Annotated in this window: 15 protein-coding genes and 1 tRNA gene; 8 read left to right on the forward strand and 8 right to left on the reverse strand. The window is 44.9% G+C overall.

Annotated elements, in window-relative coordinates:
- Positions 1–95: 95 nt before the first annotated feature.
- Together R7070_RS00260 and R7070_RS00265 are read left to right on the forward strand one after the other, a co-directional pair.
- Positions 96–1340, forward strand: a complete 1245-nt coding sequence (locus tag R7070_RS00260) for an NADH:ubiquinone reductase (Na(+)-transporting) subunit B (protein WP_054579217.1) — start codon at positions 96–98, stop codon at positions 1338–1340.
- A gap of 298 nt (positions 1341–1638) precedes the next feature.
- Positions 1639–3039 carry a tryptophanase gene (locus tag R7070_RS00265; RefSeq protein WP_104976313.1) on the forward strand — a complete coding sequence of 467 codons (1401 nt, stop codon included), beginning with the start codon at positions 1639–1641 and terminating at the stop codon, positions 3037–3039.
- A 78-nt stretch (positions 3040–3117) separates the two neighbouring features.
- On the opposite strand, the gene R7070_RS00270 is transcribed toward R7070_RS00265, so the two are convergent.
- The 3 genes from R7070_RS00270 to R7070_RS00280 all read right to left on the reverse strand — a co-directional run bounded on the left by R7070_RS00270 (position 3118) and on the right by R7070_RS00280 (position 3992).
- Complete coding sequence (locus R7070_RS00270) at positions 3118–3729, reverse strand: DUF2913 family protein (RefSeq protein WP_005384170.1); 612 nt, start codon at positions 3727–3729, stop codon at positions 3118–3120.
- A 32-nt stretch (positions 3730–3761) separates the two neighbouring features.
- A tRNA-Leu gene (locus R7070_RS00275) sits at positions 3762–3845 on the reverse strand.
- Positions 3810–3992 carry a hypothetical protein gene (locus R7070_RS00280; protein WP_021035910.1) on the reverse strand — a complete coding sequence of 61 codons (183 nt, stop codon included), beginning with the start codon at positions 3990–3992 and terminating at the stop codon, positions 3810–3812. Before R7070_RS00280 ends, R7070_RS00275 begins: the two co-directional genes overlap by 36 nt.
- A 412-nt stretch (positions 3993–4404) precedes the next feature.
- On the opposite strand from R7070_RS00280, the gene R7070_RS00285 reads away from it, so the two are divergent.
- Positions 4405–5613, forward strand: coding sequence for a NupC/NupG family nucleoside CNT transporter (locus R7070_RS00285; protein WP_017635515.1), 1209 nt, complete (start codon positions 4405–4407; stop codon positions 5611–5613).
- A 54-nt stretch (positions 5614–5667) separates the two neighbouring features.
- On the opposite strand, the gene R7070_RS00290 is transcribed toward R7070_RS00285, so the two are convergent.
- Together R7070_RS00290 and R7070_RS00295 are read right to left on the reverse strand one after the other, a co-directional pair.
- Positions 5668–6756 carry a DUF3541 domain-containing protein gene (locus tag R7070_RS00290; protein ID WP_256900350.1) on the reverse strand — a complete coding sequence of 363 codons (1089 nt, stop codon included), beginning with the start codon at positions 6754–6756 and terminating at the stop codon, positions 5668–5670.
- 69 nt (positions 6757–6825) lie between these two features.
- Entirely contained in the window at positions 6826–7431 is a 606-nt protein-coding gene (locus R7070_RS00295) for an alpha-ketoglutarate-dependent dioxygenase AlkB family protein (RefSeq protein ID WP_005374161.1), read from the reverse strand.
- 132 nt (positions 7432–7563) lie between these two features.
- Here R7070_RS00295 and R7070_RS00300 point away from each other — a divergent pair, with 132 nt between their 5' ends.
- Positions 7564–8919: a diguanylate cyclase gene (locus tag R7070_RS00300; protein WP_053307138.1), complete on the forward strand. Its 1356-nt coding sequence runs from the start codon at positions 7564–7566 to the stop codon at positions 8917–8919.
- A 387-nt stretch (positions 8920–9306) separates the two neighbouring features.
- Here the strand turns inward: R7070_RS00300 and R7070_RS00305 are convergent, their stop codons facing one another.
- Entirely contained in the window at positions 9307–10863 is a 1557-nt protein-coding gene (locus R7070_RS00305; protein ID WP_080773721.1) for a DUF3612 domain-containing protein, read from the reverse strand.
- Positions 10864–11037: 174 nt separating this feature from the next.
- Between R7070_RS00305 and R7070_RS00310 the strand changes: the two genes are divergently transcribed.
- Positions 11038–11616, forward strand: coding sequence for a malate synthase (locus R7070_RS00310; RefSeq protein ID WP_005374156.1), 579 nt, complete (start codon positions 11038–11040; stop codon positions 11614–11616).
- A gap of 90 nt (positions 11617–11706) precedes the next feature.
- On the opposite strand, the gene R7070_RS00315 is transcribed toward R7070_RS00310, so the two are convergent.
- Complete coding sequence (locus R7070_RS00315; RefSeq protein WP_256900351.1) at positions 11707–12720, reverse strand: GGDEF domain-containing protein; 1014 nt, start codon at positions 12718–12720, stop codon at positions 11707–11709.
- 349 nt (positions 12721–13069) lie between these two features.
- On the opposite strand from R7070_RS00315, the gene R7070_RS00320 reads away from it, so the two are divergent.
- The 3 genes from R7070_RS00320 to R7070_RS00330 are packed head-to-tail and all read left to right on the forward strand — an operon-like array spanning position 13070 to position 16673.
- Entirely contained in the window at positions 13070–14422 is a 1353-nt protein-coding gene (locus R7070_RS00320; RefSeq protein ID WP_047102819.1) for a DASH family cryptochrome, read from the forward strand.
- Positions 14422–15966 (forward strand): cryptochrome/photolyase family protein, encoded by a 1545-nt coding sequence (locus R7070_RS00325; protein ID WP_053307139.1) that lies wholly within the window; start codon positions 14422–14424, stop codon positions 15964–15966. The genes R7070_RS00320 and R7070_RS00325 overlap by 1 nt, the downstream gene beginning before the upstream one ends.
- Positions 15966–16673, forward strand: coding sequence for an SDR family oxidoreductase (locus tag R7070_RS00330; RefSeq protein WP_017819732.1), 708 nt, complete (start codon positions 15966–15968; stop codon positions 16671–16673). The genes R7070_RS00325 and R7070_RS00330 overlap by 1 nt, the downstream gene beginning before the upstream one ends.
- Before the next feature lie 61 nt (positions 16674–16734).
- On the opposite strand, the gene R7070_RS00335 is transcribed toward R7070_RS00330, so the two are convergent.
- Complete coding sequence (locus tag R7070_RS00335) at positions 16735–16881, reverse strand: DUF2256 domain-containing protein (RefSeq protein WP_005374142.1); 147 nt, start codon at positions 16879–16881, stop codon at positions 16735–16737.
- Positions 16882–16888: the final 7 nt, after the last annotated feature.

The raw sequence follows: 16888 nt of genomic DNA on the forward strand, positions 1-16888 counted from the left end.
AACAAGGTGAAATACGAAGAAGGAAGACGAAGAGATTAAAAAACGATCGCTTTTTACACATGTGCGTACCATCTTTTAGATAAAGGAGGAGTGTTATGAGCCTTAAAGATTACTTTGAGAAAGCGACACCTAAGTTTGGTCCAGGTGGGAAGTATCACAAGTTCTACCCACTTTTCGAAGCTGTCGAAACCATTTTTTACACGCCTGGTAAGGTAAACCAGGGCATGACTCACGTTCGAGATAGCATCGATTTAAAACGTATTATGATCATGGTGTGGTTGGCTGTCTTCCCTGCCATGTTCTGGGGTATGTACAACATAGGCCAGCAAGCGAGTGATGCCTTGTTGTATGGAATGGATCAAGCCTCAGCTCAGCAAGCGCTTGTTTCTTCATGGCAACTGAGTTGGGTATGGGGCTCGTTAGATGCGGTTTCACAAGCGGGGTGGGGAAGTAAAATGTGGCTTGGTGCTACTTACTTTCTCCCGGTTTATGCGACGGTGTTTATCGTTGGTGGTTTCTGGGAAGTTCTGTTTGCTATTGTGCGAAAGCATGAGGTAAATGAAGGCTTTTTTGTCAGCTCTATACTCTTTGCGCTGATCCTTCCTCCGACAATTCCACTATGGCAAGCGGCTTTAGGTATCACTTTCGGTATTGTTGTGGCGAAGGAGATTTTCGGTGGTACTGGACGAAACTTCCTAAATCCAGCTTTAGCAGGGCGCGCGTTCTTATACTTTGCCTATCCTGCCAACATGTCCGGTGGTACCGTGTGGGTCGCGGCTGATGGTTACTCTGGCGCTACTCCACTTAGCCAATGGTATGAAGGAGGGCAAAGTGCTTTGATAAATAATATGACGGGAGAGCCAATTTCATGGGGAGATGCTTTTGTTGGCAATTTACCAGGCTCGATGGGTGAAGTCTCCACGTTGTTGATCGCACTAACAGGCTTGGTTCTCATCTTTATGAAGATTGCATCGTGGAGAATTGTTGCGGGCGTGTTGGTCGGTTTAATCGGAGCTTCATTACTATTGAATGCGATCGGTTCAGACTCTAACCCCATGTTCTCCATGCCGTTCTACTGGCACTTCGTGATTGGTGGGGTTGCGTTTGGTACCTTCTTCATGGCGACAGACCCTGTCTCGGCAGCTTTTACCAATAACGGGAAATGGGCATACGGACTATTAATCGGTGTGATGACGATTTTTATCCGAGTGCTGAACCCGGCTTATCCAGAAGGCATCATGTTAGCGATTCTATTTGCTAACTTATTCGCGCCACTTTTCGATTATCTAGTCAAAGAAAGTAATATCAAACGCAGAATGAAAAGGGCGAGACCTTCTTAAAATGAGGGTGACCTCACTGAAAGTTGATTGAAAACTGCACTATATTGAAAAGGTCAGAGACATAGGGTTTCTGACTTTTTATTTTTATCAGGAGGACGAAGACGATGAGAATAAAGGATATTCTCGATAGCCGTTTGGTGCTGTCGTTCTGGTATAACCTAGACTACTGCTTGTCTCTTCTTAGTAAAATCTCTTCTCGTTGATTTCCTCAATGCAATCGCATTGAAAAGCATTCTATCTATTTGTTTTTTAGTCTTACGTGAAACTGCGTAGGACAATGCGTATAAGGAAATTAACAATGAAACGTATTCCAGAACCTTTCCGTATCAAAATGGTTGAGCCAATCAAAATGACGACTTTGTCAGACCGTGAAGTCGCGTTAAAAGAAGCGGGCTATAATCCATTTCTTCTTCGTAGTGATGATGTTTATATCGATTTGCTGACTGACTCTGGCACTGGTGCCATGAGTGATAATCAGTGGGCTGGCATCATGATGGGGGATGAATCCTATGCGGGGAGTCGAAATTACTACAACCTGTGTGATGCAGTGGAGCACTTCTTCGGTTATAAGCTCACCGTGCCTGCACACCAAGGGCGTGGTGCCGAGCAAATTTTGTTCCCAGCTTTGATTGAGCGTATGCGTCAGGTGCGTGGTGGCGAAACGCCAGTCTTTATCTCGAACTACCATTTTGATACCACAGCGGGTCACATTGAACTCAATGGCGGTAAAGCGATTAACGTGGTAACGGAAGAAGCATTCGACACCACTACGCCTTATGATTGGAAGGGCAATTTTGATATCGATAAGCTGGTGGCAACAATTGAAGCGCACGGTTCGCATAACATTTGTGCAATTATCACCACGATTACTTGTAATAGCTCCGGTGGTCAGCCTGTGTCGATGGAAAACATGCGCAGTGTGTACGAGATTGCAACCAAGTACGATATTCCAGTGGTGATTGACTCGGCTCGTTACTGTGAGAACGCCTACTTTATCAAGCAGCGTGAAGCGGGTTACGAGAATAAATCGATTCTGGAAATCATCCGTGAGATGTACCAGTACGGTGATATGCTCACCATGTCAGCTAAGAAAGACCCGATGGTAAACATTGGTGGCATGTGTTGTATTCGTGATCATAAGGAGTTGTTCCAGGCGGTGCAGACGCGCTGCGTACCCATGGAAGGATTTGTAACATACGGCGGCATGGCTGGGCGTGATATGGAAGCGCTCGCTCGCGGTTTGTATGAAGCCGCGGATGAGGATTTTCTTCACTATAGAATTAGCCAAGTTCAATACTTAGGTGAGCGCTTACGTGAAGGCGGTATTCCGATTCAATACCCAACGGGTGGTCATGCGGTGTTTGTGGATGCCGCTAAGATTTTGCCACATATTCCAGCGGATCAGTTTCCTGCGCAGGTATTGTGTAATGCTTTGTACTTGGAAGCGGGTATTCGAGCAGTAGAGATAGGATCGTTGCTGCTTGGTCGAGATCCGGAAACGGGTAAACAAAAAGCGTCAGAGCTTGAGTTGATGCGTTTGACCATTCCACGTCGTGTCTACACAAACGATCATATGGATTACATTGCGGATGCGATTATCGAACTGAAAAATCGTGCACATGAGTTAAAAGGGCTCACTTTCGAGTACGAGCCACCAGTGCTGCGCCACTTTACTGCTCGATTTAAAGAGATCGATTAACTCAAGTTTAAATCTAGATAAGCAAAAGGCCGCGAGTTTCACGGCCTTTTTCGATTCGTTTATTTCTTAGCGTTACAGTTACGCTAACTCTAATGTGATGCGAACGAACTGGTCGTCTTGATACTGCACTTCATAATTGAAGGTACCACTGGCGTAAATGCTGCCAAGGAAAAGTGAGCGTTGACTCATTGGTCCGCGGAACAGCATCGAAATAGGAGCGATTAGGGCGTTATTATCATCGAAGTGCTGATTTAAGTTCTCAGAAAGCACACACAGCAAACAGCCGTGTTGGTCGTGAGATAAGTCGACGTCTTCCGGTCGCGATAATAACACGGTAGTCCCCAGTTTCTTCTCAATCTCGTTGATCAGCAGCAAGTAGCTATCTAGATCGGGTTGAGGATTTCTGGGTTTGTCTGCACCGACGCAGCGCTCGAGTAATTCTTCCAGATTTCCGTTCTCACCTTTTGCCTGCTGAGTCAAAGATTTTAACGGCTTTTTAATCAGCTTATAGCGATTACTCTTCAGTTTTGGTTTCAGCCATTTCTGAAGTAAGTCATTACGTTCTTTAAGGGAGAGGCCATGCGAGGACGCGTGAATTTTAAAGTGCAGGTGTAATAAAGCGTGAACCGCAAGCTCACTCAGAAGTTGGTTAGCATCTGTAGACTGTCTTGCCTGCTTAGAACTTTGCATTACACTCGAACAAAATTAGGGAAGAAGGATAATGGTGCCGAGAGAGGGACTCGAACCCTCACACCAAAGGCACTAGCACCTCATGCTAGCGTGTCTACCAATTTCACCATCTCGGCATCATGATGCTCTGAATACTCAGAGGCCTCGAAAGAAGCAACGCGAATTATAACCAAAATCCACCTGTTGGCGAGAGCAAAATGACGAATTTTGGCTCTTTCGAGTTTGATTGCATATTTATTGGTCACTTTTATGTTTTTTACCATCAACGCCTATCCTTATGCCCTTACTTTTATTAATGGTATGACGACAAAAGAGTACTTTTGCCTAAATTTTGAACGCTTGAACGTTTGCGTAAATAAATGTGATGAATATCTCTTTTTGTTGGCTATACTTGCGTCCCGTTTAAGCGGGAATTAGGGTTTAGTTGTTCAGGACCCTTACCCATACAAGCCGTCACATGGAGCAGGCCAAGCAACATGCTCGCCAGCAGTGAATGACCCCACGGACCGGACCAGCTACGTTCAATTGCTTGTATAAGGTAAAAATAAGATGTCGAACTATTCGTTCTGTCTACATTCTGGATCTAAAAGTGAGTTATCACTCGCTGCGTTGTCCCTTTCTTCTGCCAATTCCTTTGGCTCTTTTTTCTTTTTCAACGTTTAGTAGGTCCAGCTCATGAGTGTTCTATTTAGTCTATTTGGTATTGTTGCACTGCTAGGTTGTGCTTTCCTACTTTCTGAGGGTCGTTCTTCCATTAATTGGAAAACTGTATCTCGCGCCTTGATGCTACAAATGGGGTTTGCTGCTTTGGTGCTCTATTTCCCGTTGGGTCAAGCGGCGCTGGCGAGTTTAAGTAATGGTGTCGCGGGGCTACTCAGCTTTGCTGATGAAGGGATTAAATTCCTCTTTGGTGACCTCGCTTCTTCTGGCTTTATCTTCGCTATTCGTGTCCTTCCTATCATCATCTTCTTCAGTGCTCTTATCTCCGCCCTTTACTATTTGGGCATTATGCAAAAAGTGATTCAATTTATTGGCGGCGCTATCCAGAAGTTCTTGGGTACGAGTAAAGCAGAGTCTTTGGTTGCAACAGGGAACATCTTCTTATCTCAAGGCGAGTCACCACTTCTTATTCGTCCATTTCTTTCTAACATGACTCGCTCTGAACTGTTTGCTGTGATGGCTGGTGGTATGGCTTCAGTGGCGGGCAGTGTGCTTGGTGGTTATGCTGGTTTGGGTGTCGACCTCAAATACTTGATCGCGGCAAGCTTTATGGCAGCGCCAGGTAGTTTGATGATGGCAAAAATTATCGTTCCTGAGCGTCAAACGCCAAGCGATTACAACAATATTGAGCTAGATAAATCAGAAGAAAGCAACGTAATTGATGCGCTAGCAAGCGGTGCTATGGGCGGTATGAAAGTTGCTGTTGCTGTTGGTACCATGCTTATCGCTTTCGTGAGTGTTATCGCGATGGTGAACACGGGGCTAGAAAACTTGGGTGAGATACTTGGTTTCTCTGGCGTAACGCTACAAGCGATTTTTGGTTATTTGTTTGCACCTCTCGCATGGTTGATTGGTGTGCCAAGCCACGAAATCCTAGCTGCGGGTTCATACATTGGTCAGAAAGTGGTGATGAATGAGTTTGTTGCGTTTATCGATTTTGTGCAGCACAAAGCGACACTGTCTGAGCATACTCAAATTATTATCACTTTTGCGTTGTGTGGTTTTGCGAACATTGGCTCAATTGCGATTCAGTTGGGCTCTATCGGCGTGATGGCACCTGAGCGCCGCAAAGATGTTGCAAGTCTAGGCCTAAAAGCGGTTGCTGCTGGTACACTCGCTAACCTGATGAGTGCGTGCTTAGCGGGTATTTTTATCTCTCTCTAATTTAGATTGAAGATCCACACTAAAAACCCGCCTAAATGGCGGGTTTTGTTATTTCTAAGGCTTGGGCATTAAGCCGTAAGGTATCGATTTAAAAGCCTCTGGGTGCTCTTGATAAGTTGGCGCTTTATGTATCCCTTTCCAATCGAGCAGCATGATGGCTAGCACGTTACGGTGTTCGCCGTACTTGAGATCAAAGTTACCGTCGACCGACGGAATCATCCCTTTTTCTGCGTTGATTGCATGACGAATGGCTTGGCGGGTCTTCTTTACGACCGGATCATGGTCCAAGCCTGCTAACAAAAACGAAATGCCGACTTCCGCAATCACGTCTTCTTTGGCGCGCAGTAGGATAGTGTCGATGTTGTTGCGAAAGTAATCATAAATCCATTGGTGTTTCTTCTCGCTTACTCGCTCCTGATAATACTGTGAATCGGCAAAGATGATGTGCGTCATACCATAGAGTTTGTTCCAATACTGCTGAGCAGAAAGCATCTTATCTTTATCGTCGGGGTAGGTGTTCCGGAAGGTTTGAGTGAATTCCTCGACCACATCTTGCTCTCCTAGCTGACGAAGCCAGTAGACTTGGTTTGCAAGCTGAGCTGCCCATGCCTCTATCATCTCTTTGTCCGTAACGTAACGCGAGAAATCGTAGCGCCTAATAATTTTTCTCAGCGTTTTGTCTTGTTTATGTTGTAGGCCATATTCGTTTGCTCTTGCCATTGCGCCAAGCAAATCCACACCAAGATAAAGGTACTCAGGATGGTGTTTAGTCACGGTATAGCGTCGCTGCCCTCGTTCGGTTTCTTTCTCTTGATACGTGGTCAACCTTTGAGATGAATAGAGAATGATGTCTTCTGGTTCAACGACTTCATTAGCAAATAGGTTTAACCGGCTGGCTACTTGTGCCATGTCGGTCCAAATGGCAGCGTGATATTTCTCATCTAATGTTTGGCGGTACATGCGTAAGCCAAAATGGCCCTCTTTAAACGCCGGGAAAGTGAACAGTTCTTGTTCGTAGGTACTACGAATCAACTGCGCTGATTGAGTATTATCGAGAAGCGGTACGTCTTCCTGTGATGCCTGAGCAGCAAAGGTAAGTGAGTAAAAGAGTAAGACCGCTAAGCTAAGAGGTTTAATACGCATAAATCCATTCCCTATGAAGTCCTGAACCTAAACCTACCATCAATATTAATTGAGAATGTAAAAGCTGAGTCAATAGTTGAAAATTTGCCTAAAAGTCAGGTTGATACGTTCATCTTTGGTTTTCGCGGTTTTTGGTACGCAGTGCTTCCAGTGATGCTGGAGCTCGCCAGCCATAATCAGTAAGGAGCCGTGAGAAAGCTCATATTCAATCTCAGTTTTACAATGTAAATTTCTAAGCAAAAATCGACGTGTTTCACCTAAGTTCAAAGATGCGATAACAGGGTTTCTACCTAACTCTGGTTCATTATCTTGGTGCCAGCCCATTGAGTCTTGCCCGTGTCGATATAAGTTAGCGAGAACAGAATTAAAAGTGACATCAGCAACTGATTCACAACGCACTTTGAGCTGAGTTAACTCAGGAGTCCAAGGGTGAGGCTGCATGGTTAAGCCTGAGTAAGTATATGCTGCATCACCGTGCCACGCTTGTAAGCGAGGTTGAAGTACTGACTTGCCGAACATAGTAATGTGTTCTTGGTGCCATGGCAGTGTCTTTCGAAGTTGGTCAAAGTAATTATCCGCCTCAAGATGGCTAAGAAAATGAGGATCATAATAAAGTTTTCCTCTTTCTACTTCTTGCCATAGATCGCCGCCAAATAAATCGCCTTGTTGATGCATCATCTCACACCTAAAACATAAAAGTTGTCAATCACTGTTACCTTTCTGATTATGATTGGTTATTCTTGTGATAATAAGAATTTTAACAATAAATAAAAAATCTCGTAGTTGTATACGAGTTGTGGGGAGAAAATGCGTTATTTACCCAGAAAGCGATGCTATTTTGCATTGTTCTTCCTCACCTTTTTCGCTTTGTGTATTGGGGTTATTGAGCTGTTAAATCGAAACCAGCAAGAGCTTCACAAAGAGCGAGTTCAAGTTGAGGCCAAAGAACAACTTTCCATTCTCCGTTCCAATTTGGAAGCGGTACTTATGGCGGATATCTACAAAGCCAGTACTTTAGCGACACTCATTACTTTACTTCCTAAAAACCAAGAAGAAGAATTGAGTATCGCCGCTCACCGAATCCTAAATAAAAGTAAACATATTACAATCATCGGTATCGCGAAAAATGATGTAATTAGTCATGTATTTCCACGCCAAGGTAATGAGCGCCTAATCGGCCTTGATTACCGCGCAGTGCCACAGCAGTGGGTACAGGTGCAAAAAGCCAAGGATGTACAAGAAATTTTCATCGCAGGGCCAGTGACTTTGATTCAAGGTGGCCGAGGTTTGATCGTGCGTGTGCCTGTTTTTCTTGATCCTCCAATGAATCAGGACTACTGGGGAGTGATCAGTGCGGTGATTGATTTCGATGCTCTGATGAGAGAAACCGGCGTAATTGATTTCTCGTATCGTTACCCTTTAATGATCCGTGGTTACGATAGCGGTGGCTCATTTGGTGATGCTTTCTTTGGCGCGCAAAGTGTAAATAGCATGGCATATGCAAAAGAGATGGTTCATTTTCCTTATGGTGGGTGGAGTATGGTGGTTTTCTCTGGAGGCAAAGCTGATCGCCAAATCTCTTGGCATCAGTTGCATTTAGCTAGAGTAATCGGCTATCCCATTATATTCGCACTTAGCCTCGCGCTGTTCGCCATTTATCGACTGTATACCATTGCAGATGACAGAGCTTTACACGATGAACTCACGAATTTACCAAACCGTCGCTATTTTATGAAGTTTTACAAGCAGCAGTTCGAAATAGCGAAACGTTATAAAAAGCGTTATAGCTTCGCCTTAATTAATATTGACCTAGATAGGTTTAAACACATTAACGACACCTATGGTCACGACGCAGGTGACAAAGTTTTAATCGCTACGGCTGAAAGGGTAAAAAGCTCTCTGCGTAAATCAGACATCGTGGCCAGAATGGGCGGTGATGAGTTCTTAGTTGTAGTCCATCACCCAGGAACGGAAGAAAATGTTCAGTCTCTTCTACAAAAACTTCGATTAGCGCTATGCTCTACGCCCGTCATTTACGATGAAACGCTTATCTATTTGAAAGCCAGTATTGGGTACGCGATATTTGACCCGCAAATGTCATCTCCTGAGCAAATGATGAAAATAGCCGATGAGAGAATGTATCAACAAAAGCATGGCGGATGAGCCTGAACCCAGTTTCAATAAGGGGTTAGAGGAATGGTAAAGTTGGGAGCCCGAAATCTCATCATCATTGAGGTGCAAGAATATGTGACTTCATATGTTCACAGACACTTTGCTGAGAGAGTCGTTATTAGCAGTGCATTCAGTGGCATATTTGCATAACGTTGCATTTTGCAAATGCAGTTTGCGAAATTAATGGTTAATAAAGCAACGATATGCATCTGGATCTACTAAAAAACGGCTTTTTTAAAGTTGGCACGCATCGTGCTTTACTTAGAGTGACCCTTATTAAGCCGAGGGTCACCTAGCCAACTGACGTTGTTAGTGAATACAAATTGTTCACAAGTATATACCGCCAATCACGTTTATTGTGATTGGCGTTTTTTCTTTCTAAAGCCCGATGATATTCACGTCGCTGCCCGTCTCATCAGCTTCTCCGCACTTGCTGTAACAACTAGGTTGTCTTGGACAAACCGCCCCTCTGGAGCAGATCAACCTTGCTTGGGTTTGAATCCCGCGCTCTATCCAGTTGATGTTTAATATCTTAGCGATAGTCGTTAAGTCTTTTTTGATGTGGGGAGGAATAACACTACTTCCGCCGGAAGCGACACAAAGGGACTTAAGTTCTTCCGCTATGGAAACGGCATCGCCACCTTGTGCAGAAATAGCAGGGTTAAGATCAATACCGGCACATAGCACGCGATTATTTCCCGCAGGATCAAATACGTTGACCGATTCGCAGCAGTAGATACGTGGCTCGTCACCAACATTTAAAATCGAAATTTGCGCTGAACTTGTATCCAAAGGCTGGGAAAGGCGTCGGAATACGGCCCAGTGCTGGCAAGGGTCGTTCACTTTGCGCATGTTGCCCCAAGGCAATGGAATACCATTTCCGCGATACACGGCTTTTAACTTGCCAGGGCCATAGGCATCAAAATAGTGCCAATGAGGGTAAGGCGAGACCACCGTCATGCGACGCATTGCAACGGAAGGAGAAACGCCGGCCTTTTTGTGAACATCAATCTCGTAACCAGAACGGTCAAGCAACTGACGAAAGGGTACTTTGGGGCAGAGTAGGGCACCGGCAAAGAAGCTGGACTCAAAATCACGCCAAGCTTGCAGGATATCTTGCGAATTGAGTTCAGAGTTCGACACAGGGCTGTCCATTTGCTCCCAATTGTTTTGATGCCCGATAGATAAAACGTTATTCATTGCATCGCTGCTATGGAGCACTCGATGACCAATATATACCGCCAAGTCATACTTCAATCGGGTTGGATAGTCACGCATTCGTTTATTGAGATAAATAGTCCCAGGTGGCTCCATGAAAGACGTAATCAACTGTTTGGCGCTGACGCCCAGTTCATCAATCACATCTTGTGGCGCTCGATCTACCCAGCGGATATCCAATCCCATACTCTTTGCAATGTCTACGAGATCTTCTACAGATAGATTCAGCCGCTTTAAGCCCACTTCTTCCGCTGCCCGTTCTAAGTCTGGGAAATGGTTTTGGTGGTTTTCTTGGTGTGCGCGGATCAGTAAGTGGGCGAATTGACGCCCCGTGATACCTGTTTGGGAGAGCATTTCTGGTATCGCGATTTGAAGAATATCATTGGAAAACAGGAAGCTCGGTTCCAACGCCATGCCACTAATCCCGCCACGATTTCCTTTGTTGGGTGTGATGGCTTCTAATTCGGGTTCATCATCTAAAAACCACGCCGGATCTTTTTGAAAAACTTCCGCGATCACTTCGAGCATATCGATACTCGGTACGCGTTTTCCGCGCTCAATCATCGAAAGGTAAGAAACCGACGGAGCGTACTCTGGATTAATTCTTACACAACGGGCAGATAAATCTTCCATCGTTAAATGGTTGTTTTTTCTTAGGTTACGAATTTTCGTACCAAGAAAATGAGACTGACGAATAAGGCTTTTTGACACAGACATTTTGTAAAATTCACATTGTAAAATTTTTGTTGTGAAATTGTAGTCAATATTTCGCTAGTCTACATAATGAGCAGGCAAGGAAATTAACCATCCACTTCACAGAATTGCCTGAAACTTAAATAAAGGATTTAAGTTTTTACTCTAGGACGAGTTTTTAAGTGCGAGGATATGACGATGAATATGCTGAACTTCGATAAAAAAGAGATGCAACAACAACAACGCCCATTTATCGCTGAAGCCGTATTTGCCGTCGAAGCGGTAAGTGCTGAGCAGCAGAGTGAGAAACAAGTAAAAGCGAAGCAACTGCTTGACCGCATGTTCCCATTGGAGAACGGGTCGCACCAAGATGTATCAAGTTACGTGATTGATTACCGCCATGTTTTGGCTTATTTCAAAGACGGTACACACAGCGGCCTGAAAAGCCCAAAACACTTCGTGGCGTACACTGGTGAAAAGGAAGATCCAAAGTCGATTTTGTTTAAAGATGATTCGGGCAATCATGTCGAAGTGCTGTTTGGCTGTCACAAAGGCACTGGTTGCGTGGAATTAGTGGACATTGACGATATTCAATTGGAAACTCGCACGACGTTTCATCCTGAACTAACTGGCAATGCACCAACTGCGATGCGCCATTGGATAAGCCTAATCAAAGGCGACAAAAAAGGTAAGCCGATGGCATGCAGTGAAGATAAAGAATATACCGCAAAAAATGGTGACGACTACATTCTAAGTTACTGCTACAGCGTCGATTAAGATACTCATGATTGGATATAAAAACCCCGCACTTTACGTCGCGGGGTTTTCTTTTTCATCGTAAAAGTCGTTTTCGCTTAGTCAGTTTATTTAAATTGGCATCACGCGGTTACGACCGAGTTGTTTTGCTTCATAAAGCTGTTTATCGGCTTTATTGATTAAGGCTTCAGGCGTATCACCCGGCTCAAATTCTGCTACCCCAAAAGAAGCTGTAATGCTGTGAACTTGTGTGCCTGAGCGCTTATCTCTGATACGCAGTTTTTCTATCATCCGGCGTAGTGTGTCTGCATATTGGCGAGCAATTCGCAGAGATTTGTTAGGTACAATTAACGCGAATTCTTCACCACCAAAACGGTACGCACATATCCCATCTCGACAGCTTTGTTGTAGCCGGCGGGCAATGGCTTTTAATACTGTATCGCCAAAAAGGTGCCCGTAATTGTCGTTAAATGATTTGAAATGATCGATATCAAGCATGATCAAGGTCATTGCCTGATTTGATGCAATAAGTGAAGAGAGATCTTTGTCAAATGCTCGGCGGTTGTATAGGTTTGACAAACCATCGAACAACGCATCTTGCTGTACTTCAGCCAGTTGGTTTTTGAGGCGAGAAATTTCTTCACTCGCGTTAGTCAATTGGCTATTCAAAAACTTTGTTGAGTGACGAATTTCATGTGACTCTGCGACAAGTTGACGAATCACCACCATCACTTCTTCAATGCTTAGGCTATTGTCCTCAACTTTTTCCAGTTTATTAAAGCTTTTGTCTATCATCTCGGAAAAGGAGGAAGTATCTGAAATCGTATCGCTCATTGAACTGGATACTTCGTGTAGCAGAACTTCTACATTGGTTCTAAGATCTTCAAGGCTGGTTTCTGCTTTGCTGGCCACATAGTTGTTGTAAAGCTGTTTATTGGTTGCTGGCGGGCAAATACCGTAGTTTTCTAACACCATGTCTAACTCAAAGTTGAGTTCTGGAATGGTCTTGTCAACGTAGGTATACCAAAGCGCGTAGTTGGCTGGCGTGGCAGCAACATGGTTTTTGATCATCAGTGGGACCGCTTTTTTTAAATTAGCGGTTGATTTCTTAAACTCGTCGGTCATTTCTGCGATGGTACTAGCAAAATGGGATTGGGCTTAGATTAACGGATATTAACTAATGTCGCTTTAATTTTTATCACTTTTGCATGGTTTATATAGAAAATGAGTGATTAAGATCGTGATCAATACCGTTGGATTCAAATTTTATAAAATATCAGTATGAAACATGTACAGGCATTTGGTGGTATTGCGTGTTTTGAGATATCCAGCAAATGGATTCCGTGTAAACGTTAGTAACCTAATGATCGTCAAACTCTCGTTTTCGTATAAAAGCAAGTAAATCAAAAGGCTTAACGTCAGGGTCTCCGTGAAAAGAACTCGTAGACGAAGAATTAACATCTGAGGGTGCGAATTGAAAAAGAAAATAGGACTTTATTGGTTCACGAACGACTTGCGATTGCACGACAACCCACTGTTGAAAAGCGCCAGTGTAGAAATGGACGAGTTAATTTGCTTGTATTGCTACCCTTCAATGACGCCTTACTTGCATCACTTTGCGCAGGAAGCCTCTTTCGGGCGCGCGAAATTGCAGTTTCTCGACTCATCGCTTAGTGAACTCAATCGATCTTTGAATCACCTTGGTCAGCGATTATGGGCGGTTGAACTGACGCCCGATCAAGCAATCAAGTATGCTGTTAATCGCTTCGGCGTCACACATATATATGCTGACGCCTTTCCCGGTTCGGATGAGCAACAAGCGTTAGATCGCGTAGCTGAAGGCGCTTCTCATGTAAAAATAAAACAGCAAGCAATCCGGACCCTGTTAAGGGAAGAACAACTGCCATTTGACTTGAGCAAACTGCCTACGACTTTCACGCAGTTTAGAAAGCAAGTTGAAGGTTTAGACATCTCTCGGCCCCACGAGAGTATCCGTTCGTTACCTCCAATTCCTTTAGGTGTGAATCTTCCTTCCGTTACTGCATATTACTTTGACACAAAAGCTGCGTTTCATGGTGGAGAAAGCCGCGGGCTTGAACATTGTCGCCAGTATTTTGCGTCCACACTAGCCAGTGAATACAAACAAACACGCAACGGTTTAGATGGCATGGATTACTCCACTAAGTTCTCTCCTTGGCTAGCTCATGGGTGCGTTTCTCCGAAAACTATTTATGCCATGTTGAAACGTTATGAAGCGGAGAGTGGTGCAAATGATTCAACCTATTGGATTTACTTCGAACTGCTTTGGCGTGAATACTTTTATTGGTATGCCCGTCGATACAAGCGGCAGCTGTTCCGATTCGGTGGCATCCAAAATCAAGCACCACTCACTAGCTTTTACGCGCACCGTTTCCAACAATGGAAGAAAGGTGAAACGCCATTTCCTATCGTCAATGCGTGTATGCACCAACTTAATGAAACGGGTTATATGTCGAATCGTGGCAGACAGTTAGTCGCCAGTTGTTTGGTGCATGAACTTAGCCTCGATTGGCGTTATGGCGCGGCGTACTTTGAGTCACAACTGGTTGATTACGATGTGGCATCAAACTGGGGAAATTGGCAATACCTAGCGGGCGTTGGTGCTGATCCGCGTGGTTCACGACAATTCAACCTCGAAAAGCAAACCGAAATGTACGATCCGCACATGGAGTTCATCGATAGGTGGCAAGGTCGTTGTCCTGGCGCGCATTTGGATAGTGTAGACATGGTCGATTGGCCGATTGTGATGGGCAGCAGTGACAAAGCTTCGTCGTCGGAGAAACCGTAATGCAATTTGAAACCGTACGATTGATCTTGGGCGATCAACTTAACAGTGAGCACTCTTGGTTTCATCAACCGGATGAGCAAGTGCTTTACCTGATTGCGGAGCTCAAGCAAGAGAATACTTACGTCACGCATCATATTCAGAAAGTGTGTGCGTTCTTTTCTGCAATGGAACAGTTTGCGAAAGAGCGTCAGAGTGAAGGTCACCAAGTTCAGCACCTCACGTTGGATGACACACAATCCTTCGACGATCTTGAGCAAGTCTTGCAACACTACGTGAGCGAAGTTGGTGCAAGTAAGTTTGAATATCAACGCCCGGATGAATACCGTTTACTAGAGCAGTTAGCCAAACTAAAGCTTGATGGGGTCGTGGCGCGTTGTGTCGATTCGGAACACTTTTTGTTGCCGTTTGAAGAGATAGAATCGCAGTTTCCTCAAGGCAAACACATCATGATGGAGCACTTTTACCGCCGTATGCGCAAGCGCTTCGACATCTTGATGCAAGACGGAAAACCCGTCGGCGGAAAATGGAATTACGATGCCAATAACCGTAACAAGCTCAAAGCCAAAGACATTGAACAACTGCCACAACCTTTGATGTTCAGTACCGACGTGCGCGATATTACTGAGCGGTTGGCACGACATGACATCAAAACTATCGGAAATCTCGAAGGGGAATTGTTGTGGCCGATTAATCGCGCGCAAAGCCTCTCTTTACTCGCGCATTTCTGCCAAGTCTGTCTGCCGTTATTCGGACGTTTTCAAGATGCTATGACAGGCCAGCACGACGCTAAGTGGAGCTTGTATCACAGCCGAATTTCATTCTCGCTCAACAGCAAATTGCTGCACCCGAGAGAAGTCATTGATGCATCACTCAAGGCATTTCACTCCAACGCGGACATCGACATTTCTCAAGTTGAGGGGTTTATTCGCCAAATCTTAGGATGGCGAGAGTACATCCGAGGCGTCTATTGGGCGAACATGCCTCATTACCCGAAAAAGAACGAGCTGGGCGCAGAAAGAAAGCTGCCAAACTTCTTTTGGAGTGGCGAAACCAAAATGGCCTGTATGCGCAATGCGATTGGTCAGTCCCTTGATTATGCCTACGCACACCACATCCAACGTTTGATGGTCACTGGTAACTTTTGCTTGCTAACCGAGATCGACCCAGATCAAGTGGATGAGTGGTATCTCGGTATCTATGTTGATGCGATTGAATGGGTCGAAATGCCGAACACTCGTGGCATGGCATTGTTTGCGGATGGCGGCATTGTTGGCACCAAACCTTACGCGGCGAGTGGTTCTTACATCAACAAAATGAGCGACTACTGTAAGGGTTGCCATTACGACAATAAGGCGAGGAGTGGGGAAGGATCGTGTCCGTTTAACAGCCTTTATTGGCGCTTTATGAACAAACACGACAAGCGCCTCGCAGCCAATCCACGAATCGGGATGATTTTCCGCTCTTGGGACAACATGGAAGAACAACAACGCCAAGCGATTCTTGATACCGCAGAGCACTACATAGAAAACGTGGAGAACTTGTGATGGAAATACTCATCGTCGGTGGCAATGGTGGAATTGGTTTGGCGATGGTGAGAGAAGCCGCAGCTCGGTTTCCTCAAGCTCGCGTGCATGCCACTTATCGTAAGCAGCAACCAGATTGGCAACACCCAAATGTCGTTTGGCATCAAGTGGATGTATCGCAAGACGAGCAGGTAAAAGCGTTCAGTGAGCAGATTGAACACGTCGATTGGTTGGTGAACTGTGTTGGTATGTTGCACACCCAAGAGAAAGGTCCTGAGAAGAATCTTAGCTCGCTCGACGCAGACTTCTTTCAGCAAACCATCACGGTTAATACTTTGCCAAGTTTACTGTTGGCAAAATACTTCACGCCCAAGCTAAAGCGCAGTACTGCACCCAAGTTTGCGACCATTTCGGCCAAAGTTGGCAGCATTAGCGATAATCAGTTAGGTGGTTGGTACAGCTATCGAGCATCGAAAGCCGCATTAAACATGTTCCTAAAAACCATGTCGATCGAATGGCAAAGAGTGGTCAAACATGGCACGGTGCTTTCACTTCACCCTGGCACCACAGATACCGCTTTGTCGGCACCTTTTCAAACCAATGTCCCAGAGGGAAAGTTGTTCACGCCAGAGCGAGTTGCTAAGGATTTATTAGGCTTGATAGAAAAAGCAACCCCGCAAGATAGCGGGGCGTTTTGGGCTTATGATGGGACGTTATTACCTTGGTAAGAGAACGCGTACAAACGTTAATACAAATGAAATAACATACTCCAGAGAGGGTCGGAGTGACCTACGTTTTCGTTGATTTATTTCTTCGGCAACGCTCAGAACAATAAACGATTTCCTCCCAATTTCGCGCCCACTTCTTTCTCCAAGAAAATGGGCGCTGACAGACCGGACAGACTTTCATGGGAAGGTTGGATTTAAAACCTTTCATCGCGCTG

Origin of the sequence: Vibrio sp. 1557 (genome assembly GCF_033340175.1) — a bacterium.
GTDB lineage: Bacteria > Pseudomonadota > Gammaproteobacteria > Enterobacterales > Vibrionaceae > Vibrio > Vibrio alginolyticus.